Source organism: Acinetobacter sp. UBA3461 (genome assembly GCF_002381195.1).
Classification (GTDB): domain Bacteria; phylum Pseudomonadota; class Gammaproteobacteria; order Pseudomonadales; family Moraxellaceae; genus Acinetobacter; species Acinetobacter schindleri.
In genome coordinates this window covers 1-23,555 of record NZ_DFRO01000003.1, presented here as the reverse complement: position 1 = coordinate 23,555, position 23,555 = coordinate 1, and the positions used below count along the sequence as shown (strand labels likewise).

Below are 23,555 nucleotides of genomic sequence, written 5' to 3'. Positions count from 1 at the left end.
TATCCTATTTTTTGCTTCATAATGCTCAAATGATTAATCTTCTAACTAACCATGTAATTTAGTTAATTCTTTGATATGTCTAATTTTTGTTAATTAAGCACAATAAAACTGGCATAAAGTACCAATTTTTTTGTTAATGACTGAGATTTCCTGAATGTTAATTGTAAGCAGCCACTACAATTCTTATAAATTGTTTCTTTAAAAATTATGCTTGAGCTCATAATTCCAGCTCATGAATCTTATATAATTTTCTGTTTGGTAAAATACGGATATAAAAAAAAGCGACCTTCTAGGATCGCCTTCTCTATCGACACGAAATCAATTATCTGAAATCAGTGCTACCTGCTGTACATAGTTGAACAGTTTCAGCTTTGATGCTGTAACCTCTTCTTCAGGTGCCTGATTTTTTAGATCACGATGTACACGCAAATAATGCTGACGTAAGGTATGACGTTCTGTTGCATTATAGGTTTTGGTAAATTCGTTAATCGCCGGATCACCATCTTTGACAATACGGTCCACCCAACGCTGTAATTGTGCTGTCTTTTTCAAACCCTGTTTTGGGGTCAGGTAGGACAGAATCACGGTTTCATTTTCGTTACGTAGTAATTTGCCAATACGTGAGAATTGGCGACGACGTGCTTCATGTGAACTAATTTGCTGAACATCCAGCAAGGCTTCAATCAAACGCTCTTCAACAGGAAGGTTCTTGATTTGTTTCGCACTCAGTTCTGCCAGCTGTGCGCCTAAAGCAGCCATACGCTGGACTGCCTTTTTCTGTTCGGTTTTACTTGCGCGTCCCTCTAAAGATTCGAAATCTTCTTCAGTTAAACTGCTCGGTCGACGTGCCACGATTAATCTGCCTCATAAAATTTTGCCGCAAACAGTGCCTGAATTTCAGATAAAGCTTTTTCTTCATCTGCTCCTTCAAGTACCAAGCGTAATGTTGTGCCTTTGCCCGCTCCTAGCATGAGCAAGGACATGATATTTTTTGCATCGACGAGCTTGTCACCCTTTCCAATCTGAATATTGGAACGAAATTTGGTGGTGACTTCAATGAGCTTACCCGATGCCCGCGCATGTAAACCCAATTTGTTAATTACGTCAACCGTCGTATCAATCATGACCAGTGCTTCATTTCTCGGTGGAGGACTTGAACAGACCATTTTGCCTCAAGCGCTTTTTTTAGTCTATCCACAATATAAACAGAACGATGCTGACCACCGGTACAACCCACAGAAACTGTGATGTAGTGACGGTGCCCTTCAGCAAAAGCCGGTAGCCATTTTTCCAAAAAGTAGTAAATGTCTTGGAACATGTCTTCTACCTGCTCACTCTTTTCCAGGAAAGTCTGTACAGGCTGATCCAGTCCGGAAAATTTACGTAGTTCCAGATCCCAGTGCGGGTTAGGCAGATGACGCACATCAAAGACATAATCGGCATCCAATGGAATACCATGCTTATAACCAAAGGACTGTAAAATCAGAATTAGGTTATCGGTCTGACCGAGCTTATGCAGTAAGGTATGCTTCAGGTCATGCACACTTTTGTCAGAAGTATCGATATGTACCGTCGAGCGCAACTGGATCGGAAGCAAAAGTAATTTTTCTTCCTGAATGCATTCATTCAGACTTTTAAAACGTGCAGCCAGCGGATGCGGACGGCGTGAAGCACTAAAACGTGCAATCAGCTCCTGATCCTGCGTAGTTAGATAAATAACATCGACTGTGCCATGTTGTTGCAGCTGTTCAAACACATGATCAAATTCTTGCAGATCCGCCCGGGTGCTACGAACATCCACTCCTAATGCCAACTGTTCCAGGTTATTTTCCTGATCCAGTTTCGCGACAATTTCAGGAAGCAGTGCCAGCGGCAGGTTATCGATACAGTAATAACCCAGGTCTTCCAGTACCTGCAAGGCAGATGACTTACCTGAACCAGATTGGCCTGTCACAATTAAGATGCGCTTCATGCACTGCTACCCTATTAATGACGTGCAGAATATTTTACCTGCAGATTGTCGATCAAACGTGTCTTACCTAATTTTGCTGCAATGAATAACACAAGATCCTGATTAAATTCATCAATCTTTTGCAATTCTGGCGTACGTGCCTCAATATAATCTACCACAAAACCAGCCTCAGTGAGGGTCTGGCGAATACCAGTCAACACAGTATCTAATACTATACCTTCATGCAGCTGCTGTTCCGCTGCTTTTAAGCTGCGGTAGATCACTGGTGCAGTCTGGCGTTCCTGCTCGGTCAGATAACCGTTCCGTGAACTCAGTGCCAAACCATCTTCAGCGCGCGCTATCGGCACCCCAATCACTTCCAGTGGAATATTCAGGTCTTGCACAAACTGGCGAATCACTGCCAGCTGCTGATAATCTTTTTCACCAAAGAAAGCATAATTTGGCTGAACCATGTTAAACAATTTTGTCACGACAACTGCTACGCCATCGAAATGCCCCGGACGCTGTAAACCACACAGGTCGTTAGTGATATCCGAAACACTGATATTGGTCAGACGCGGCTTGTTGCCATACATCTGTTCCACACTTGGTGCAAAGACGATGTCACAGCCTACTTCAGCCAATAACTGCTGATCCTGTTCCAAGGTACGTGGATAATTATCAAAATCTTCGTTTGGCCCAAACTGAATCGGATTCACGAAGATGCTGACCACGATTACATCACATAACTTGCGGGCTTCACGTACCAGATTTAAGTGACCTTGATGCAGATTCCCCATGGTGGGTACGAAGCCAATAATTTTACGTGCTGAACGAGCCGGATTTAATGAGGCCGCCAAACCCTGGATGGTAGTTTCTGTTTTCATGTTATAACTCAACCTGGAATGTATGTTCAGGTGCAGGGAATGAGCTGTCTAGTACAGCAGCATGATAGGCCTTGAATGCATCCAGGATTGCATTGGCACCTGATTGTTCTTTCATAAAGTTACGTACAAATTTAGCCGTATGACCAAAGTTCAGGCCCAGCATGTCTTGCACTACAAGCACCTGACCATCCGTATCTACACCCGCACCAATACCAATCACTGGAATCTCCGGGAATAACTCAGCCACTTCTTTGCCAAGTTGTGCAGGCACACATTCAAGCAATAACAAGGCAGCACCAGCTTCAACCACAGCCTTACAGTCAGCAAGCAGCTGATCTGCCGCTGCACGGTTACGTGCCTGTAATTTATAACCACCAAATACATTCACTGATTGTGGTGTCAAACCTAGGTGTACACAAACTGGAATACCGTTACGCGTCATGACCTGTACGGTTTCAGCCAGCCATGCTCCACCTTCCAGCTTGACCATCTGAGCACCCGCCTGCATCACGGTACGGGCACTTTGCAAGGCATCATTCAATGTTGCATAACTCATAAATGGCAGATCAGTCAGGATAAAGGCATGCTGATTCGCACGGCGCACTGCAGCAGTGTGATATGCCATATCTGCTACAGTGACTGGCAAAGTAGAATCATGTCCCTGAATGGTCATACCCAGGGAATCCCCGATCAGAATCGTATCTACTTCGGCAATTTCCATGGCTTTGGCCATGCTGGCATCGTAGCAGGTCAGGCAGGAGAATTTACGGCCGTCCGCCTTGAATCGTCTTAAGTCGCTCAGACTGATCATGAAGGTGTTCCTCTCTTATTGAAGTTCTCGCGAACATACCAATAAATAAAAATTAAATATTTGCCCAATTCGTGCGATCAAGGACCGTCAAAGTCGATTGTTTTACGATGTCCAGGTCTTTTAATGATTGTCCATTCAGCTGTAATTCAGTATCAAGATCCAACAACGGCAATAATACAAAATCACGTTCCATTACACCGACATGCGGCACAGTCAAACGCTCATTCTGAATACGTTCATCACCATAAATAAGCAGGTCCAGATCCAGGGTACGTTCACCCCAGTGGCGTAAACGTACCCGACCCGCTTCCTGTTCCAATGCCTGTAGGCAATCCAGCAGATCGAGTGGTGCCAGATCGGTAATCAACTGCACCACAGCATTATGATAATTTGGCTGATCCTGTGGACCCATCGGTGGACTTTGATACAAATGGGATATTTTCACTGTTCCCAAGCTTGTCAGTTTCTGTACCGCCTCAGCCATAATCTGGCGTGAATCACCAAGATTACTGCCTAAGCCAATATAAGTAATGGTCATTGTGTCGGTCCAAAAACAACTTGGCTTAAATCACGCTGTACACGCTTACGTTTCATAATTGGATGATCCGGACCAATCTCACCGCTTGCACTCGCTGCTGCATGAGAAACTGGTTTCTCTGCTGCTGGCTTAGGTTTGCGGGTACGACGGTTACGTGGTTCCGGCTCATTGACTAATGGCTCAATCTCAGTGGTTTCCTGAACAGCCAGACGCTGTTCCAGATGCTCTTCCTGAGTCGCTTTACGACGGCTCTTGGCACGCTGACGGTTATACTGTGCAATGGCACGTTCTTTTTCGTCACCGCCCATTTGCTGATAAGCATCCCACCAGCTCCCCATGCCCTGTGCCGTTTCATCACCTGATTTTTCGCGGAGTAACAGGAAGTCAAAGCCGGCACGAAAACGCGCATGACCAGACAGCGCTTCAATCTGCTGCGGTTTTGGATTCAACAGCCGGGTCTGCATTTCCCAGACTTCACGGATAAAGGTTTCCGCAAAACGTGGAATGATGGTACGGGTTGCTTGACGCTTCAGCACATCCAGGCCTGCTTGAGCACGTGCTTCAGCTGGAATAATGCCTTTACTCAAGTAGAAATCACAACGTTCCAGGAATGGCTTCCATAACAATACAGCATAGAAGAACGCGGGATTAATCGTCTTGCCAATCGAAATACGCTGATCGGTATTGGTCGCAGCACGTTCAATAAACGGTGTGATTTCAGGCTTGATCTCTGCAAACAGCTGACGCCAGATCCCGAAATCAATCAGCATTGGCAAGACGCGGTTGAGATGCCCCATGGTGAACAGCTTCTGTGACTCATCATAAAGACGATGCGGAGATACATCACGAAGCAGCTGGGTCATTTCTGGTGTAAAAATATCCAGAATCGCTTCATCAATATTGAAATTTAATTTTGCTGCAAAACGCAACGTACGCAGCATACGGACTGGATCTTCTTCAAAGCGGAGTGTTGGATCACCCAGCAGGCGCAGTGTTTTATGTTTAATATCATCTACTGCATTGCAGAAATCCAGCACAATACCTTTACGTGGCTGGTAATACATTGCATTAATCGAGAAATCACGGCGAGCAAAGTCCTGCTCGATAGTTCCCCAGTTATTGTCACGCAGAATCATGCCCTGCGCCGAAGTGACGGCCTTTTTCGGCGGTGCCCGGAAAGTCGCGACTTCTACCAGTTCGCGACCAGAATAGACATGAGCCAGCTCAAAACGACGCCCGATAATACGACAACGTCGCCCGAATACTTCTTTGACCTGAGCGGGAGTTGCGTTAGTGACAGCATCGAAATCCTTGGGATTCAAGCCCAGCATCAGATCTCGTACACCACCACCAACAATATAAGCTTCATAGCCGGCCTTATTTAAGGCATCAATCACATCGAGGATATAAGAAGGTAATTGAGCGGTTGATAAACCACATTTTGACGCGCGCAAAGTTTGCAAAAGACGCTGTCTCCTACGTCTGAACGTAAAATTCTAAGATGACGCTAATCATATCGCTTACACGGCTAAAGGGCAATTTGATTATGTCAATCCTGTATCCAGCAATGATAGAGGATTCACTTTAAATTTAGATGATTTACAGCGCCAGTCGAGCTTGATTTTTAGCAAATAGTGCAGGACCAATCCCCTTGACCAACTGAATATCTTCAACACGTTTAAACTTGCCATGCGTGTTGCGATATTCAATAATTGCTTCTGCTTTCTTCTGACCAATGCCATGCAGCTGCTGCAACTGCTCGACCGTAGCGGAGTTCAGCCGGATCCTGTCTACACTGGAAACAGCTGCAAGCTCCGGCTTCGCCAGATAGTGATTGCTATGATTTTGGGATGGCCGATTCTGCTGTTGTTTCAGCCGTGCATCATATTGTTGCTGTTTGGCCTTCCAGTCAGCATAACTTTCATTTTGAGCAGCAGCTGCAAACGAACTGTACAGTACATATAAAATTGTAAGGATGATACTAATCAGTTCTCTGCTGATTGACCGAATTTTTATTATTTTCATGCGTGACCCGTTGTTTTAATTCTTGTTTCGCCTGTTCCCACAACTGATCCAGTTCAGTCAGTGACAGGTCTTCTATATTCAGATTCTGTTGTACTGCCTGATGTTCCATCAAGGCAAATCGAGTACGGAATTTATGGATAGTACCTAATAGTGCCATCTCACTCGAAATTCCAAGTTTACGACCAACATTGACCAGAGAGAATAAGCAATCACCAAATTCTTCCAGAATTTCGTCGGATTTCTGTCCTACCATTGCCTCTTTAAATTCACCTAACTCTTCTTCAAGCTTACCGAATGCACCATCCACATCAGGAAAATCAAAACCAATTTTTGCCACATTTTTCTGGATTTCGTCTGCCTGTACGAGTGCCGGTGCATGTTTCACATCATCCAGACGGAAACGGGGCTTACCCTGTTTTTCTTGTGCCTTAATCTTTTTCCACAATACAGCCACATCTTCAGGGCTGAGTTTGGAAAACTGTTCAGCCTGAAATACATGTGGATGACGGCGGATTAATTTATCGCTAATCGCCTGCACTACATCCTGAAAATTAAAAGCACCTTGCTCACTGTACATCTGCGACTGAAAAACCACTTGTAATAACAGGTCACCAAGCTCATCACGTACATCTTCAGTCTTACCGGAACGAACAGCCGCTTCAACTTCATACGCCTCTTCAATCGCATAACGCGTTAATGATTCAGGCGTCTGCTGTTGATCCCACGGACATTTTTCACGTAATTCTCGCATGATGCTCAGTAATTGTTCCACCTTTAAACCTCTTTATTTTATCGGACAAGAAAATATCTTTTGCTCAATGTTTGCTATGCTCTAAAAACAATCAACATGGAGGTGAGCTCAATGCACAGTATCTTTATTAGCGGGGCAGCACAAGGAATCGGTGCTGCTGTTGCCAGCCTATTTTGCCGCGAGGATTACAAGGTCGGTATTTATGATCTGAATATTAGCCTTGCCGAACAACTGGCTGAACAGTTAGGCCCGAATGCGCATGCAGGTTATCTGGATGTCGCCAGTTATGCATCCTGGCAAACCGCCTTAGAAGATTTTGAAGCTTGGGCAGGCAAGATCAATATTCTGGTGAATAATGCCGGCATTCTCTATTCAGGAAATTTTGAAAAGACCCCTATTGAAGCACACCACCGTACGGTCGATATTAATATCAAGGGTGTGATCAATGGCTGTTATGCAGCCTTTCCCTTTCTGGAGCGTGCTGCTTTTGCCCGGGTCATTAACCTTTCCTCTGCTTCAGCGATCTATGGTCAGGCTGATCTTGCTTCTTATGCCACCAGTAAATTTGCCGTACGAGGCCTGACAGAAAGCCTGGATATTGAATGGCACAAGCATGGCATCCGGGTCATGGATGTGATGCCACTTTTTGTGCGCACTGCAATGGTTCAGGATATGCAGGCAGAAAGCATCAAGAAAATGGGCGTACATTTGAGTGCAGAAGATGTCGCTAAGGATATTTTAAAACTGGTACAGCGCAAGGACAATTTACTGGTTCCTACCCATCAGCCAGTCGGCTTTAAAAGCCAGTTCTTATACCATTTGTCACGTTTCAGTCCGCAGTTTGTGAACCGCATGAGTAATTTGCTAATTGCCCGAAAACCCTGATTCTTATATCCCCCTGTTTATGCTACCGGATACTGGTAAATCTGAATCTGTGGAAAACTGAAGCCACGACAGGACTGCTCAGCCTGCCATGCTACGCTGAGCACACAATCACCAAATACATAGTTTTGAAATCCAAAGACCCCAAGCTGCGCATGCTGACACAGGCCACCCTGCTGCTGTGGATGTACTTTAGTATTGAGCTCACTTAAGTTCATACGAATACCCATACCATGTGCTTTTAATACTGCTTCTTTGGTAGTCCAGACCTTAAACCAGTATTCAGGATCACTGTTTAGCTGTTGCCAGGTTGCGTATTCTTCAGGGTGAAAGGCATGCTGTGCCAATGCATCAAAACGAACTTTACGGCTTAATTCTTCAACATCCACCCCAATTTCTTTGACTGTTTGGCTCATGGCAAGTGCATAAAAATTCTGGCTATGGCTATGGTTAAAGGCAACATGTGAGTGATCTTTGAGATAGGGTTTGCCATGCTCCGCACGTGCAAGATCATGATCACTAATCGAGCAATTCAAAGCACTGGATAAATACTGATTTCGCAATTGTATGATGTGTTGTTTACGTTGCTGGAGATACGCTTGACGCGTTAGTCCGCCAGATATGGCTTGAACTGGCAGTTTGTGTAAATCAATTCGAATCTGACGCATCACACGGTCCTTTATTGCTCAAGTGAATTATAAAACAGTTCAGACCTCTCTGGTAAAAACACAAAAAAACCTGCTATTGCAGGCTTTTTACTTTATTCAAATACAGATTAACCGCGTTTGAATTTCTTCTCAGCTTTCTTGAATTTCTGTACATAACGACGGCGACGCGCAGCAGTACGTTCGTCCAGTTGTGACTTACGACCTTCGAACGGGTTTTCTGAAGTTTTAAATTCAATTCTTACTGGTGTACCTTCAAGTTTATAAACTTTGCGGAACACATTTTCCAGGTAACGACGGTAATCCGCAGGAGTTTTATCGACCTTGTTACCATGAATGACAATGGTCGGTGGATTCTGACCGCCAATGTGCGCATAACGCATTTTGATACGACGGCCTTGAACAGTTGGCGGCTGGTGAGCTTCAGTCGCATCTTGCAGAATCTGGGTGATTTTTGCAGGAGAGACTTTCAGGTGTGAAGAATCATAGGCACGGTGGATCGAAGGATAAAGCTCACCGACACCGGTACCATGTAATGCAGAGATCAAGTGAATCTTCGCCCATGGAATGAAGTCAAAACGACGTTCCACATCCAGCTTGCACTGCTTACGATCATATTCAGACATGTTGTCCCATTTATTGATCGCAATCACCATGGCACGACCTGCTTCAATCGCATAACCGATCAAGTGCAAGTCCTGCTCTACAATTCCTTCACGTGCATCAACAACTACGACAACCACGTGCGCATCTTTCATCGCCTGCAAAGTTTTCACAATTGAGAATTTCTCAATCATCTCATCGACTTTACCTTTACGACGTACACCTGCGGTATCAATCAAGGTATATTTACGGCCATCGCGTTCAAATGGAATGTAAATCGAGTCACGTGTTGTACCGGGCTGGTCAAATGCCACCACACGCTCTTCACCCAGTAAACGGTTGACCAAGGTGGATTTACCAACGTTCGGACGACCAATAATCGCGAGACGCAAACCGGTATTTTTATCGTGTTCAGCTTCAGACTCATCTTCAGGCACATCTGCAAGTACTTCTTCAAGCATCTGCTGTACACCACGACCATGACTCGCCGCCACTTGCATCGGCTCGCCCATGCCAAGTTTATAGAACTCAACTAAAGCAGCTTCTGCGTGTACTCCATCCACCTTGTTCGCAACAAGGAAGACTTTTTTACCCAAAGTACGCAGCTCACGGGCAATCTGTTCATCAGATGCCAACAATCCGGCACGTGCATCGACCACAAAGATGATCATATCTGCTTCATGGATTGCAGTTTTAGACTGCTCTGCCATGTAAGAGTCGATCCCACCTTCGTTCTCACCGATACCGCCAGTATCAACGACAATGAAGGATTTATTTTGATAGACAGCATCACCATACTTACGGTCGCGTGTCAGACCTGCAAAGTCTGCCACCAATGCGTCACGGCTCTTGGTTATCTGGTTGAACAGAGTTGATTTTCCGACGTTCGGACGACCAATGAGCGCAATTACGGGTTTCATAGATTAACCTTTATTCAATATCAGGCTGTCTAAAAATGGCCTGAACATCAGAAAGTTCTGGAAGAAAATGGGAATAGGATTAAAGCCTAAAATAAATAAAAACACGGGGCATTGAACATTCAATCACCCCGCGTAAAAAATACGGTTGGCTTATTTTAGCATAAGCCACAGAAAAATTAACGATTCTGCCAGATACTGTAAGCACCCTTGCGTGTCGACACATAGAGCTGGTTGTCGATCACACGCAGTGTGCGAACTTCACCAGAAGTCTTGGAACGACCAACAATCTGTCCAGTAGACGGATCAATCAGGTGTAATACACCGTCCAGGTCACCGACTACAAGGTCTGTACCCAGCATGACCGGGTTGCTCAGCTGACGGTTTAACAGCTGGTCATTTTCCCAGAGTTTCTGGCCAGACGTAATTTCATAGGCGGTGATTTTACCATCAGTCTGGGCTACAAAGACACCATTACCTACAACTTCTGGACGCTGGATACTGCTGGCATCTTCACTCCAGATCACCTGTTGTGAAGCCAGATCAAGCACAGTCACCTGACCTTGATAGCTGGTTGTTACTACAAACTGACCAGCAACGACCGGCTCACCATCAATATCATTCAGACGTTGAATATCGGAGCGACCATCAGATACCGCTACACGGCGCTGCATTTTTGGCACGCCAGTAACAGCATCCAGAGCATAAATATAGCCGTTTGCTGAAGCAATCAGTACATGACGTGGGTCAAGTGCGACTGGTGCCGCCATACCACGCAGGCTGAATTGTACATTAGGTAGCTTATAAGTCCACACCTGTTTACCAGTACTGACTTCATGAGCGAAGACCATACCGTCATTCGCTACGGTAATCACACGGTCTGCGTGCACTAAAGAGGGCGCAATAATGGCACCCGACAATTGGGCAGCCCAACGCTGTTCACCCGTCTGCTGATCTAAAGCAAACAGCTGACCTTTGGTATTGCCTGCAATCACCAGACCAGAAGCCGCCTCCACACCCGCGCTTAAGCCGGCTTTAGACACTTTTTTCTGCCAAAGACGTTGCTTGCCCTGATAAGCAGAAATTTCCCCATTTGGATTAATGGCAAAAATCACACCGTTGTCTGCATCGAGGCGTAAACGTAATGGATCTGCTTCATCCGTAGAAGAAACACTGCTAGAAAATACAGGAACCAGTGATTTTGCCTGTGCAAGTTTAGGAAGTGGATTTGGCTTGGCTTCTTCCACTTTAATGGTTTTTCCCGCACAACCTGCCAAAGCAAGGGTTAACACGGTTAAGGCACAGGTGAGTTTGTATTTTCTATTCATTCAGTTTCTTCCACTTGTGTATCTATAATCGGGCGTTCAATTTCAGGATCATCGACCAATACGCCAACACTTTCTAGTTTAATTTGTAAAATCTGACGTTCTTCTTTGCGTTCTACCAAAGTATCCCATGCACTTTGATACACTTTCTTGGCATTTTCAATATCATTTTTAGCAACATAGATATCTCCACGTGCTTCATCTGCAGTTGCTTTAAAAGCAGGCTCATTCACCGCTTCTAAAGTTTTCAGTGCTGCATCATATTTTTTCTGTGCCAGCTGGGCATATGCCAGACGAAGTTTAACTACTTGCACCAGACCTGCATCATCCACCTTGGAGTTTTCAACTTTCTTCAGTGCACGTTCAGCTGCTGCATAATCTTCTTTGTCATAAGCCAGTTTTGCCATTACTAGCTGAGTCTGAATCGCCTGCGCTGAGTCAGGTGCTTCCTTGACAATCTTGTCCGCAGTATCAGACAGTTTAGCAAATGCATCGCCCTGAGTAGACCGTGCATCATCCATTAACTGCTGTACCTTGGCAGTTTGCTTCTGCGACTCCGCCAGGTTCTTCTTCTGCCAATATTCCCATCCAAAAAAGGCAATCAGCGCAACCAGAATCCCGGTAATGATTGAAGAGCCATACTTCTTTGTGAAGGATTTCAAACTTTCAAGTTGTTCATCACCACCAATTGCGCTCATGTGATTACCCCTTTCCTAATGTTTTATCGATTATTTTGAAGAAATTTTAGTTGTGAAGAATGCCACAAAATCAGTAAATGGCACATCTGATTGCTCTGCCGTTGCCAGCTCTTTTACGGTAAAAGTCTGTGCTTCCAGTTCACGTTCACCCATAATCACGGCATAGATCGCACCAGACTGGTCTGCCTTTTTCATTTGCGATTTCATTGAACCTTGTGAGCCAACTTTCAGGCGAATGCTACTCCCGGCAGCTTCTAATTGGTCACGGATCTGTTCAGCCAAGACCAGTGCCTGACCTTGAGAAGCAGGATCTGCCACCAGAAACACTTCACAATCACGTACAGGTGTGTTGTCTTCAACTTGCTCCAGTAAAAGCAGTAAGCGCTCCATCCCCATCGCAAAACCAACCGCAGGTACAGACTGGTCTGCCTTACCTTTTAACTGACCCACCAGACCATCATAACGACCGCCGGCACAGACTGTACCTTGTGAACCTAAATGCGTTGTGGTCCATTCAAATACGGTTTTGTTGTAGTAATCCAGACCACGTACCAGTTTCTGGTTGATGACAAAGCTGACGCCTGCATCAGTCAGGTATTGCTGTAACTGGTTAAAGTGCGCCAGTGTTTCTTCACCCATAAAGTCATGCAGTTTAGGTGCATTTTCTAAAATAGACTGAGTTTTGGCATCTTTAGAATCCAGGATACGTAATGGATTCGTGGTCAAACGACGCTGAGAATCTTCATCCAGATCGGTTTTATGCGCCTCCAAAAATTCAACCAATGCCGCGCGGTATGCTGCACGTTCATCCGACTCACCCAAAGTATTGAGTTCAAGCTGAACTTTGTCCGAAACACCCATACGTTTCCATAAACGCGCTGTCATTAAAATCAATTCAGCATCTTGATCTGGCGTTGCTACACCAAAAGTTTCTACACCAAACTGGTGGAACTGACGGTAACGACCTTTTTGTGGTTTTTCATAACGGAACATAGGTCCGACATACCACACTTTCGGGGTCGCACCACGCAGCAGGTTATGCTCAAGCATGGCACGTACGCAACCTGCTGTACCCTCAGGACGCAGCGTCAAAGACTCCGGTGGATTGCCTTTGTCCAGAAAAGTGTACATTTCTTTTTCAACGATATCCGTTGCATCACCGATTGAACGTTTGAACAGATTGGTCTGTTCAACGATTGGTAAACGAATTTGTTGATAGCCATAGGCATCCATCAGACCCGATAAATGCTGTTCAAGACGTCTCCAAGCTGGGGTTTGCGTTGGGAGAATGTCATTAAAACCTTTGATTGCGACGATTGAACTCATGATCTACTCAGGAAAACTTGTACGAATAATTTCTTTAGATTTAGCTTTTTCAAGCTCATCAACACGTTGACGAACCATAGCTTCGATTTCATCAACCAGTTGATTGGTATCGATTAAATGGCTCTTTTCACCATTACGATACACCAGTGAACGTGGACTTGCACCTACTACACCAATGTCGGCTTCCTTAGCTTCACCCGGACCATTTACTTTACAGCCAATCACCGATACATCCATTGGTGTACGAATATCTTCCAAACGTTCTTCAAGCGATTGCATCACTTTAATTACATTAAATTCCTGACGTGAACAGCTCGGGCAGGCAATGAAGTTAATCCCGTTAGAACGTAAACCCAGCGATTTTAAAATATCGAAACCGATCTTCACTTCTTCTTCAGGTGCTGCTGCCAATGAAATACGCATGGTGTCACCAATGCCTTCCATCAACAGACCACCAAGGGCGATTGCAGACTTCACCGAACCTGTACGGTAAATGCCCGCCTCAGTCACACCCAAGTGCAGCGGGTTATCAATCTGTTTAGACAGCAGACGATAAGCATCCATAGTCAGAAACACATTCGATGCTTTTACCGATATTTTAAATTCATGGAAATCTAAACGGTCTAAAATATCGATATGACGCATCGCCGATTCAAGCAGTGCTTCGCCTGTCGGCTCGCCATATTTTTTCTGGATGTCTTTTTCTAATGAACCAGCATTGACGCCGATACGCATCGAGATATCGTTATGACGCGCAGCTGCCACGACTTCACGAATCTTGGCTTCTGAACCGATGTTACCTGGGTTAATACGCAGACAGTCTGCGCCCAAGTCAGCTACTGCCAGGGCAATTTTGTAGTCGAAGTGAATGTCTGCAACCAATGGCACACTCACCTGTTTACGGATTTCCCCAAACGCTGCCGCTGCTTCCATACTTGGTACAGAAACACGCATGATATCAGCACCCGCATCGACGCAGCGCTGGATCTGTGCGACCGTTGCGGCTACATCACAGGTTTCGGTATTGGTCATACTCTGGATGCTGATAGGCGCATCACCACCGACATAAACAGAACCAACACGAATTTTGCGGGTTGGACGGCGTTGAATCGGATTCACAATCATGATTTGTATCTACTCTCTTGCCATTAACGTGATAAACGGAATTCTGCTTTTCCGTTTACAGTATATGGTGACAATGAAATATTTTCGTTATTCAGGGTCATGGCCACAGCGGTTGCATCATCAAGACGGATCTGAAATGGAGTTTCACCATTTAAATCCAATGTTGATGATTGACGACCAGTAGCGAGTACTTTACCGGTTGAGTCAACAATATGGACTGAAGTAGGACGGCTAAATTCAAGTTTTAGCTGATCACCAGATACTGCTACATTGGAATCCATATTAATGATTTCAACGTCTGATGCCTGAGTCATTACTTCTGGTTCTACTTCAGCGCTACTATTGCCTGACCAGTTTTGGATTATCGTTACCAATACACCTAAAACTGCTAACGCCACTAATGCGATTAAACCGCGTTTTAACCATTTACGGTTACGGTCACGATTAGAGCCTGGTAATTTACCCATAATCTTGATTGGGGAATTGTTCAAGGCATGATTCGGTAACAGACCGGTATCATTGGCATAAATCTCATCAAAACGTTGAATGATATTCGATGCATCGACGCCTAAGAACTTCGCATAAGTACGATAATAACCCTTGATAAAGGTCGCTTCCGGTAAAGCTTTATAATCATCCTGTTCCAGTGCAGTCAAAGTTTTGACTGGAATATTCAGTTCACTTTCAACATCTTCCAGCTCAAGTTTCTGGTTGATACGAATCTGGCGCAAGTACTCACCTGGACGTTGAACATTTCCTAACGCGTTTGGCGCTACGCTCGAATTATTCGATGGTGAATTAGGATTTACTTCCATACGGCCTCAGTACTGTACTGTAATTGCAAATAACGTTGGTATTCCGGGCTTTCAGGGAATAATGCGCGCAATTGATTGACCAATACTTGCATGCCCATTTGATCACCCTCGGCACGCGCAGTACGAATGCCGATCCAGAGCGCACGAGCACCCTGGTTTTTCTGTCCCACTGAACGTACAAATTGTTGATACATATTCGACGCTGCCGGGAACTGCTGATTCAGATAAAAAATCTCTGCCAACTCTAACATTGAAATGTAAGAATCGCGATTGGCTTGCAGGGCCTGTTTGAATGATTTTTCAGCATTCACCAGATCACCCTGCTTCAGGTAGATCCGCCCCATATTTTCAAGCGCAAGATAACGCTGGTCATAGCCCAGTGTCGCGCCTGCAATTGCAAACTGTTCAATTGCATCATTATAACGTTCAAGCTGATACAAATAGGTGCCATAATTGTTACGTGCCTGTGCATTTTTAGGTTCGACTGAGATCGCGCGCTTAAAATAAGTTTCGGCACGATCCAAGTTCAGCTTACTGCCTTCCTGCTGTAACAAAACACCCATCATCATATTAGCTTGAGCATCACGTGAATTAATTTTAAGCGCCTCATCTAGCGCTCTTTTCGCTGAATCCAGGTCACCGGTCTTCAGATATTCAACTGCCAATTGAGTACGCACCTGGGTCGCTTTTTTAGGATCCTTTTTACCCACTTCTGCTGTTTGACAGCCAGATAGAGCAATAGAAACACATATTGTTGAAATAAAAGCAATTTTAGATGTCAGATTTCTCAATTGGTGACCTCTTGTTATCCTTGTGAGCGCATAATCTCATTGGACTGCGCGATTTTCTTCTTCCACTGTTCCGCACGACGGGTACGGTCAGCAACTTGACCCACTAACTGACCACATGCTGCATCAATATCATCACCACGTGTCTGACGAATCGTACACACAAAACCTGCATCAGACAAAGTTTTTTGGAAAGAAATAATACGGTTACGGCTTGAACGGCCATATGGTGCATGCGGGAACGGATTAAATGGAATCAGGTTAATTTTGCTTGGCAAATTCTTCAATAATTTAATCATCTGCTGGGCATGTTCCGGTTTGTCATTCACACCGTCCAGCATGACATATTCAATCGTCACATGTTTACGTGCGCTTTCATTGCCATCTTTAGTGATATAGCGCTGACATGCTGCAATAAGTTGCTCAAGCGGATATTTTTTATTGATTGGCACGAGTTCATTACGCAGTTCATCATTAGGTGCATGCAATGAAATCGCCAGAGCGACATCAATATCTTGAGCCAATTGGTCAATTTTAGGCACCACACCTGATGTTGATAGTGTCACACGGCGTTTTGACATACCGTAGGCAAAGTCATCCAGCATGATACGCATTGAATTGAGTACAGCATCGTAATTCAATAACGGTTCGCCCATCCCCATCATGACGACATTCGTCACTGAACGTTCACGCTCAAGCACGGGCACATCTTCCATATAGGAATAGTTTGCCATCCATAACTGGCCGATAATTTCAGCCTGGCTTAAATCACGCTGGAAACCCTGTTTACCCGTTGAACAGAATGAACAGTCCAGTGCACAGCCTACTTGTGAAGAAATACACAAGGTCTTACGTGAGCCAGTTTTATCTTCTGCCGGAATCAGGACAGTTTCAACCAGTGAACCTTCACCATCACCGACACGGAACACCCATTTACGCGTACCGTCTTTAGAATAATTTTTATGCACCACTTCTGGCGCTTTAATTTCACAAATCTTTTCCAGCTTTTCACGTAACTTGCCTGAGATATTAGTCATCTCAGCAAAATCAGTCACAAAAAATTGGTGAATCCACTTCATCACCTGCCCGGCACGAAACTTCTTCTCACCCATATCTTCGAAGAATTTTTCCATTTGTGGACGTGACATGCCAAGTAAGTTCACTTTCTCGACAGCCTTTTGCTGTGCTGGAGCGGATGGAGTGTGTTGCTGTGCATCAGAAACTGCTGATACAGCGACTGCTTCAGTACTCATGTGTATTACCTAAACCATGTCTAAAGATGAAAGGAGAAGCTCAATATCTGAGCAAAGAATTATTCAGGGAATAAAAAAACCAGATAAGTATAATAACACTTATCTGGCTTGAATACTGCGAATTAACGAGTACGTGGAGCAATCTCAGTTTGAGCGAAGAAGTAGTTAACTTCACGGTCAGCAGATGCTACAGAGTCAGAACCGTGAGCAGCATTTTCGTCGATGCTTACAGCGAAATCTGCACGGATAGTACCAGGAGCAGCTTCTTTAGGGTTAGTCGCGCCAAGGATTTCACGGTGAGCAAGAACTGCGTTTTCACCTTCAAGAACTGAAACAACAACTGGACCAGAAGTCATGAATGCAACTAGGTCACCAAAGAAACCACGTTCTTTGTGCTCAGCGTAGAAGCCTTCAGCTTCAGCTTGAGTCAGGTGCTTCATTTTAGTCGCAACAATTTTAAGACCCGCTTTTTCGAAACGAGCAAAGATTTCACCGATTACGTTTTTAGCAACTGCATCTGGTTTAACGATAGATAATGTACGTTCAATAGCCATGATTGGCTCCTTTAGTCAATGGTTGACATGAAAATTTGGCGCATTATACCGAGATAATCCGCAATTTTCTGCTTTTACTCTGTAAAAAAATCGCTTTTTTGGATGAGGTCTTAGCGTGCCTCGTCAATCCATGCCATTTGAATGGCTTCAAGCAGGCCTTCAGTTGATTTTTCAGGATTATCTTCAAAGTCTGGAAGTGCACAAACCCATGCATGTAAATCAGTAAAACGAATCCATTGCGGATCCACGTCTGGGTGTGCTTCATACAGTTCAATTGCGATATCAAGAGTATCAGTCCAACGTAAACCCATATCTATTCCTAATAGCCATTTGCTTCGATGTGGTACTTTAGCAAATCTGGCAGAATCTGCGAGTGTTTAACGGTTCCAGAGCTATATTTTTACAACACAATGTTCAAGAGCGGTGCCAGAGATATAAAACTTACGGCCACAGTTATACCGATGACAGCCCCCATTGCTACATCACTCGGATAATGCAGACCGAGTATCATTCGTGAGGCTGCGACCAACACAGTAAAAGGCAGCATTAAAATCAGTAGAACTGGAACTGCATAACCCAGCATCGTCGTTGCCATGACGGCATGCAGGGTATGTCCTGAGGGAAAACTGTAATAGTCTAGAGGATGGTCACCGAGACGAATAAGCTGATGCACCTGATAAGGTCGGGGGCGTACAGTTTTGGTTTTTAGTACCTTGTAGATTGCCGTACCAACAGTACTTCCCAAAATTAAATACAGCATTTGTAGACTGTATAATAAACCTTGTAGCGCCCAGGTAGCGATGATCATCACGTACCAGAATACGCCATTGCCAAGCCGACTGATAATTTTGAAAAAAGCAGCCACACGTCCAGAATGCGAAAGATGATTTAATACTACGCAACCCTTTAAATCCATCTCCATTAATTTTTGTTTTGCATGATGGAATTTCACCGTTTGGCTTCCTATAATATTTTCAGTTCATTTTATCGTTTCTTAGCTACTGAATTATTTAAATCAAATTTAGAAATTAATATCGACTGAAATCCGATCACGATAAGTACCTGCTGGAACACCATTAAAAGGATTATCTACCAGTTGAACAGATACGATAAATTTCTGTCGCTGGGCTGCACTCTGCTGGAGTGGTACTCCCCACGCATTACCGCTTGCTCCTCTTAAATTTAACTTAGTGCGGAGTTTATAGGCGCCATTAGATACATAACTCATACCATCAGTACTAACCAGATTTTGGCTATTGAATAAAATTGAATAGCCAGTATCACAGCTGATATTAAAAGACGTGGCTGCCTGGCTACGCTGGTAGCTTTGCAAACGAAGCTCATCATTAGCAAAGCCATCAATTGAACAATATTGAGCAGATGCCATGGTGCTCATCGCGGATACTGCTATTAATAACAAGAGCTGTTTCATTATAATTTTCTCCTACTTGCAAACCGTTTCAAAAATATGTTTGTCCGCATTCTGGAATTGTATTTCATTCAGATTAAATTGTGCCTGGCATTGCTTTCCGCCTTGAGTTTTAATTTTCAGGTTATATGCACCTGCCTTAAATAAATAAAGATAGACCATACCCTGGCTATCAACAAAAGAAGCTTCCTGACTGAGCCCATCTACAAGAACTTCCGACCCTGCAACCAGCGAAGTTTGCTGTGCATCCTTAAGTTTGACAGCAACCCGTTTTGTTTTATAAATCGGAAAATCCAGACGATATCCGCGTTGATCTAAGCCCACCAGTTTCTTAGAAGAGTGTTCAAAAGTTTCATCCATTGCCAACTGGTTATGATCAAAAGAAATGTCATAATGAATATAAGGAATAAGATTATGAACAAACATATAGCCTTGTTTATTGGTACTTCCTACACGTGTTGCCGAGCGATAAATATCAATATCTGAATGTTGGTCCACATTAACCAAGGCAAAAGCGTTATCGGCATATTTGGTCAGTGCAACTTTATTCCCCATCCAAACTAATGCGCCATCAAATGTAACTTGTGAATTACGGCGATCCTCATATTCATCATGAGATAATTGCAAGTTACCTACGCTGGTTTTCCACAAACCATAAGCATTGTAGTTAATTTCTTCATCACTTCGGTTTACACCCACGACATAATCAAAGCCATTCTGGGTCATGGTTCGATGGGCATAACTTAAACTTGTTTCATTATCTGCGGTATCATGATCCAGAGAAAGCCGCCCTCGTTCGCCCCAGTTATAATAAAAGGCGATACGAAATCCCTGATCTCCGTCTTCACTAAAGTCTTTATAATAGCCAAAATCCGTATATAAGTTTCTCGTTAGACCTTTTGTCGCTCTAATATCAAAAAACTTACGGTCTTCTCTGGGTGAATCATCAAATTCATTATAATAAGATTGATAAATAAAATTAAAATTTAGACCATCAATAATTTTAAGATTAGAAAAGTTAAAATATAAAATACTTGAAGTCTCGATTTCGGAGTCATATAAGTCAGTATTTAAATATTGATACTCTTGAGTAAAATATCGACTATTTAAGCCAACTGACCAGTATTGGGAACTTCGACTCAAGCCAACGGCAGCAGCATAACCTTGCTCATCTATACGATCTGCCTTGCTTGCTGATACGGCGGTATCTAAAAGAAAATACTTACTGATACCTTGGGTCCACAACACATCTATATTGCTAACATCTTCACTATAAAGTAAATCTAGACCCAAGGTTGTAGAAGAAGTGATCCCTCGGCGGAAATAGAGTTTGCTAAAAAAATCACGATAATCATCATCCACAAGATCATAGTTATAACGCAGCTTTCCTAACGAAATATTGTATTCATTTAACTTTGGCTTCAATAACCGGCTATTAATATAAACAGGAAAACTCCGAACAGTACGATTTCCAAGTATATCCTCCACCACAATTTGAGCATCACCTGCCTGATTGACAACTCCTCCAGCTGGTAAATTGTAATTACCCGGGGTGATTGAATCCCGGTAAAGTCTTACACCATTAATAAAAAGATCTACCGTAGAGGGTAAGCTTGCGCTACCATTTAAGGCCGGGATATTCCAATACACAAAATCAGGACGATCAATATAATTAGTTCCAAAACTTAAACCGCCAAAACGAAAAGAATTATTTAGTAAGTTATAAGGACTGGTTGTATCACCGAAAGTCAGCTTTAAAAATTTTGTCGGAAAATCGATATCTAAGGTACTGTTTACGCGCAAAAACGTTTGTTCTGTTTCCTCAGGTTCATTCCGATAGAGAAACGCATTTTTAAACAACCAATAATCTTTAAAGATTCCAAATTCTGAGAACGTATTAAACTCCTGATCTTCTTCATCCTTACCATAGAACAGACTATAGTTCACAAAACCACCAAAGTTTGCTTTTTCCGGAACTTCTATTTCCAGCTCATAATCGGTTCCTACGAAAAAATCTGCAGGAAAGAAGATTTTAATCGCCTGAAGACTATAATCATCCTCGACTGTAATTCCTGGCTGTGTTAATGAACAAAAATCTTTCTTAGCTAGGTGTCGTGAAATTTTTTCTACCCGTATTCCAATATCAGATAAAGCTTCACATTCAACAAATCTTTTCCCATTCTCAGAAAATGTTACAGTTTCAGTGTGATAATCCACACCATTGATCCATATATTAACGATAAGTACTTCTGGACTTTTTAGTTGATTTGATTCTTGACTAAGTTCTGCATTTGCATTTATCGCTCCCATACCACATGCAATCATTAGGAAAAGTTTTGTGGCTTTCATAGCATGATCCTTTTACTATTTCTTATTTTTCTGAGATAGAACTATCACCCTTTTACTGGAAACTCTAAATACCCTGCCTGCTCATCTAATTTAATTTTTAATTTGGCTATGTTCCCAGTTTTAATTTCACCTAATTCAAATTTAATTTTATTACCGCTTAACACATACAAAGCTAAATCTTGTCGAAGTAATTCATTATTTTTATTATCGAGTACAACAACTTCAGTAATTTTCGCAAAAGAATTTTCTGAATTAATAATATTGAGATAGGCTATATTATTAATTTTGTGTAGATCCACACTTAGCTTTGGAGGAACTACCTTTCCAGCAAAAAGTGGTAAAGAAAAATTAAATAAAAAGTTAATCGCAGACTCTTCTGCAACTGGTGTTACTTCCTTAAAAACCACTCTCCAAGACTGTTGTTTTTCCAGGTTTTCCGGCGGCTGACTAAAGCCAATACGTACAATCTGCTTACTTTCTGGTTTAAGTTCAAAAGTTTTTGGATTAAATAATAAAGTTCTATCTTCTACGAGAACATCTTCTCCTTTTTCATCCTGCTGCCATTTAAATGCATTAACTTCATAGATTTTAGATTTAGATAGACCAGTACTTTCGATATTAACCGTAGTACTTTTCTGTCTTTTAAAATCTTGGATATTTAATTGTATCGGATTAAATTTAATTCCTGCAGACAAAGAAGCACTGTAGAGGAGCATAATTAGCAACCCTATTAATTTTATATTCACCTTTGACTCCAAATATTTAAATATAATTATTATTAATTTTTTATATTAAAGTAGGAGATGTTTAAAACATCTCCTAACGGTGTAACTATTTTATAAGAATGATTTTCTTATTTTTAGAATCGAACCGCTACTGTATAAGTACCACGGTAAGTACCAGCATCAGCGTTGTTATAATCATTTTGTGCAACTGTTGCAGTTACATTAAATGCCTGATCGGCATTGCCTGTACTAGCTAAAGTACCACCATTGTACGCATCAGCAGCGCCATTTTGACGTGTGCTCACTTGTACCGGTACTGCGCCACCCGCTCCAGTTAAGGTATTTGGTGCTGAGATTTGCAGTCTGTATGGTGCATTTGTACGTACATTAAATGTTCCTGTATCTGTCCAAGTACCATTTTGTGCTTGAGCCAGCGTTAAGGTTTCATCTACGATATCTAGGTCGCAATGTCGAGCGACATCTAGAACTACATTAATTTTTCCATCACACTTATCACCACAAGCATGCTTGCCTGGTTTATGTGGTTTAGTCGGTTTAGATGGACCTGGGCCACGATCTGGGCCACCTGCATATACACTTGCTGATCCTAAGCCAAGTACAACTGATGCTAATGCTGTTAGAACTATTTTATTCATTTTTTTCTCCATTCTTTTAAAAGAATATAAATATTTATTTCGAAGAACGGTTAATGCAAAACTCTTATTGTTATGAGTGCAGCTACCTAACCGTAGGCTTATCTTATTATTATTAGTGCCAAAACATACAAATGTGATAACTTTCACAATATGTTTTATTATTCTTTAACAAAAGCACACTTTTTTCTTAGATCACTATATTCTAAAGAATTATTTTTTCGAATTTTGTAATTAAGGCAAATTAAAGAGAAATTTATAAAAACCAATTTTCTATCAATATTTTCAACCTAAAAAATCGATTAAAAATAAGTTATTGTTTTTATTTTATTTATATTAAATAAAAAATAGTTTCATTAAATATTAAAACCTTACAAAACCTTACAATTTACAATCTAATATTTTAAAATAAAAAAATTACTAATTTTATTTTTTTGATTTTTCATATATTTACATTATCCTTATCATCAAAAAACCATTCAATA

General features: G+C 42.6%; 26 protein-coding genes. 1 reads left to right on the top strand and 25 read right to left on the bottom strand.

Annotation, left to right across the window (positions count from 1 at the left end):
• Nucleotides 1–318 precede the first annotated feature (318 nt).
• The 9 genes from yjgA to mazG all read right to left on the bottom strand — a co-directional run bounded on the left by yjgA (nucleotide 319) and on the right by mazG (nucleotide 6,984).
• Entirely contained in the window at nucleotides 319–852 is a 534-nt protein-coding gene (gene yjgA, locus B3D47_RS00630; RefSeq protein ID WP_004813080.1) for a ribosome biogenesis factor YjgA, read from the bottom strand.
• A gap of 2 nt (nucleotides 853–854) precedes the next feature.
• Nucleotides 855–1,124 (bottom strand): HPr family phosphocarrier protein, encoded by a 270-nt coding sequence (locus tag B3D47_RS00625; protein ID WP_008303424.1) that lies wholly within the window; start codon nucleotides 1,122–1,124, stop codon nucleotides 855–857.
• A complete protein-coding gene (gene rapZ / locus B3D47_RS00620) occupies nucleotides 1,121–1,972 on the bottom strand; it encodes an RNase adapter RapZ (protein ID WP_286859395.1) in 852 nt (283 codons plus the stop codon). The genes B3D47_RS00625 and rapZ overlap by 4 nt, the downstream gene beginning before the upstream one ends.
• A gap of 14 nt (nucleotides 1,973–1,986) precedes the next feature.
• The gene (gene panC / locus B3D47_RS00615) at nucleotides 1,987–2,838 is read right to left on the bottom strand and encodes a pantoate--beta-alanine ligase (RefSeq protein ID WP_286859393.1); all 852 of its coding nucleotides are present in this window, start codon (nucleotides 2,836–2,838) and stop codon (nucleotides 1,987–1,989) included.
• Nucleotide 2,839: 1 nt separating this feature from the next.
• The gene (gene panB, locus B3D47_RS00610; RefSeq protein WP_004813084.1) at nucleotides 2,840–3,649 is read right to left on the bottom strand and encodes a 3-methyl-2-oxobutanoate hydroxymethyltransferase; all 810 of its coding nucleotides are present in this window, start codon (nucleotides 3,647–3,649) and stop codon (nucleotides 2,840–2,842) included.
• A 52-nt stretch (nucleotides 3,650–3,701) separates the two neighbouring features.
• Nucleotides 3,702–4,187 (bottom strand): 2-amino-4-hydroxy-6-hydroxymethyldihydropteridine diphosphokinase, encoded by a 486-nt coding sequence (gene folK, locus B3D47_RS00605; RefSeq protein WP_286859390.1) that lies wholly within the window; start codon nucleotides 4,185–4,187, stop codon nucleotides 3,702–3,704.
• Nucleotides 4,184–5,650: a polynucleotide adenylyltransferase PcnB gene (gene pcnB, locus B3D47_RS00600; protein ID WP_103800617.1), complete on the bottom strand. Its 1,467-nt coding sequence runs from the start codon at nucleotides 5,648–5,650 to the stop codon at nucleotides 4,184–4,186. The genes folK and pcnB overlap by 4 nt, the downstream gene beginning before the upstream one ends.
• A gap of 136 nt (nucleotides 5,651–5,786) precedes the next feature.
• The gene (locus B3D47_RS00595; protein ID WP_286859388.1) at nucleotides 5,787–6,212 is read right to left on the bottom strand and encodes a ComEA family DNA-binding protein; all 426 of its coding nucleotides are present in this window, start codon (nucleotides 6,210–6,212) and stop codon (nucleotides 5,787–5,789) included.
• On the bottom strand, nucleotides 6,169–6,984 hold the full coding sequence (gene mazG, locus B3D47_RS00590; RefSeq protein ID WP_008303413.1) for a nucleoside triphosphate pyrophosphohydrolase: 816 nt from the start codon (nucleotides 6,982–6,984) through the stop codon (nucleotides 6,169–6,171). Before mazG ends, B3D47_RS00595 begins: the two co-directional genes overlap by 44 nt.
• A 90-nt stretch (nucleotides 6,985–7,074) precedes the next feature.
• Between mazG and B3D47_RS00585 the strand changes: the two genes are divergently transcribed.
• Nucleotides 7,075–7,848 (top strand): SDR family oxidoreductase, encoded by a 774-nt coding sequence (locus B3D47_RS00585; RefSeq protein WP_286859385.1) that lies wholly within the window; start codon nucleotides 7,075–7,077, stop codon nucleotides 7,846–7,848.
• 17 nt (nucleotides 7,849–7,865) lie between these two features.
• Here the strand turns inward: B3D47_RS00585 and B3D47_RS00580 are convergent, their stop codons facing one another.
• From B3D47_RS00580 to B3D47_RS00505, 16 genes are all read right to left on the bottom strand, one after another.
• On the bottom strand, nucleotides 7,866–8,513 hold the full coding sequence (locus B3D47_RS00580; protein WP_286859382.1) for a 4'-phosphopantetheinyl transferase family protein: 648 nt from the start codon (nucleotides 8,511–8,513) through the stop codon (nucleotides 7,866–7,868).
• Nucleotides 8,514–8,620: 107 nt separating this feature from the next.
• On the bottom strand, nucleotides 8,621–10,033 hold the full coding sequence (gene der, locus B3D47_RS00575; RefSeq protein ID WP_005220952.1) for a ribosome biogenesis GTPase Der: 1,413 nt from the start codon (nucleotides 10,031–10,033) through the stop codon (nucleotides 8,621–8,623).
• Nucleotides 10,034–10,209: 176 nt separating this feature from the next.
• Nucleotides 10,210–11,358 (bottom strand): outer membrane protein assembly factor BamB, encoded by a 1,149-nt coding sequence (gene bamB / locus B3D47_RS00570; protein ID WP_004889997.1) that lies wholly within the window; start codon nucleotides 11,356–11,358, stop codon nucleotides 10,210–10,212.
• Nucleotides 11,355–12,053 (bottom strand): YfgM family protein, encoded by a 699-nt coding sequence (locus tag B3D47_RS00565; RefSeq protein ID WP_004813100.1) that lies wholly within the window; start codon nucleotides 12,051–12,053, stop codon nucleotides 11,355–11,357. Before B3D47_RS00565 ends, bamB begins: the two co-directional genes overlap by 4 nt.
• 30 nt (nucleotides 12,054–12,083) lie before the next feature.
• On the bottom strand, nucleotides 12,084–13,379 hold the full coding sequence (gene hisS / locus B3D47_RS00560) for a histidine--tRNA ligase (RefSeq protein WP_180184593.1): 1,296 nt from the start codon (nucleotides 13,377–13,379) through the stop codon (nucleotides 12,084–12,086).
• Between the two features lie 3 nt (nucleotides 13,380–13,382).
• Complete coding sequence (ispG, locus tag B3D47_RS00555) at nucleotides 13,383–14,504, bottom strand: flavodoxin-dependent (E)-4-hydroxy-3-methylbut-2-enyl-diphosphate synthase (protein WP_286859374.1); 1,122 nt, start codon at nucleotides 14,502–14,504, stop codon at nucleotides 13,383–13,385.
• 23 nt (nucleotides 14,505–14,527) lie between these two features.
• A complete protein-coding gene (locus B3D47_RS00550; RefSeq protein ID WP_286859372.1) occupies nucleotides 14,528–15,319 on the bottom strand; it encodes a helix-turn-helix domain-containing protein in 792 nt (263 codons plus the stop codon).
• Nucleotides 15,310–16,110, bottom strand: a complete 801-nt coding sequence (gene pilW / locus B3D47_RS00545) for a type IV pilus biogenesis/stability protein PilW (protein ID WP_286859369.1) — start codon at nucleotides 16,108–16,110, stop codon at nucleotides 15,310–15,312. Before pilW ends, B3D47_RS00550 begins: the two co-directional genes overlap by 10 nt.
• Nucleotides 16,111–16,124: 14 nt before the next feature.
• A complete protein-coding gene (gene rlmN / locus B3D47_RS00540; RefSeq protein ID WP_286859366.1) occupies nucleotides 16,125–17,360 on the bottom strand; it encodes a 23S rRNA (adenine(2503)-C(2))-methyltransferase RlmN in 1,236 nt (411 codons plus the stop codon).
• A 122-nt stretch (nucleotides 17,361–17,482) separates the two neighbouring features.
• Complete coding sequence (gene ndk, locus B3D47_RS00535) at nucleotides 17,483–17,914, bottom strand: nucleoside-diphosphate kinase (protein WP_004813112.1); 432 nt, start codon at nucleotides 17,912–17,914, stop codon at nucleotides 17,483–17,485.
• Nucleotides 17,915–18,024: 110 nt separating this feature from the next.
• Nucleotides 18,025–18,225, bottom strand: a complete 201-nt coding sequence (gene iscX / locus B3D47_RS00530; RefSeq protein WP_004813114.1) for a Fe-S cluster assembly protein IscX — start codon at nucleotides 18,223–18,225, stop codon at nucleotides 18,025–18,027.
• Between the two features lie 89 nt (nucleotides 18,226–18,314).
• The gene (locus B3D47_RS00525) at nucleotides 18,315–18,866 is read right to left on the bottom strand and encodes a phosphatase PAP2 family protein (RefSeq protein ID WP_005220946.1); all 552 of its coding nucleotides are present in this window, start codon (nucleotides 18,864–18,866) and stop codon (nucleotides 18,315–18,317) included.
• A 69-nt stretch (nucleotides 18,867–18,935) separates the two neighbouring features.
• On the bottom strand, nucleotides 18,936–19,346 hold the full coding sequence (locus B3D47_RS00520) for a hypothetical protein (protein ID WP_004890015.1): 411 nt from the start codon (nucleotides 19,344–19,346) through the stop codon (nucleotides 18,936–18,938).
• A gap of 12 nt (nucleotides 19,347–19,358) precedes the next feature.
• The gene (locus B3D47_RS00515; RefSeq protein ID WP_286859364.1) at nucleotides 19,359–21,692 is read right to left on the bottom strand and encodes a fimbria/pilus outer membrane usher protein; all 2,334 of its coding nucleotides are present in this window, start codon (nucleotides 21,690–21,692) and stop codon (nucleotides 19,359–19,361) included.
• A 44-nt stretch (nucleotides 21,693–21,736) separates the two neighbouring features.
• Nucleotides 21,737–22,438, bottom strand: coding sequence for a fimbrial biogenesis chaperone (locus B3D47_RS00510; RefSeq protein WP_004890019.1), 702 nt, complete (start codon nucleotides 22,436–22,438; stop codon nucleotides 21,737–21,739).
• 113 nt (nucleotides 22,439–22,551) lie between these two features.
• Complete coding sequence (locus B3D47_RS00505; protein ID WP_004890022.1) at nucleotides 22,552–23,073, bottom strand: hypothetical protein; 522 nt, start codon at nucleotides 23,071–23,073, stop codon at nucleotides 22,552–22,554.
• Between the last annotated feature and the right edge of the window lie 482 nt (nucleotides 23,074–23,555).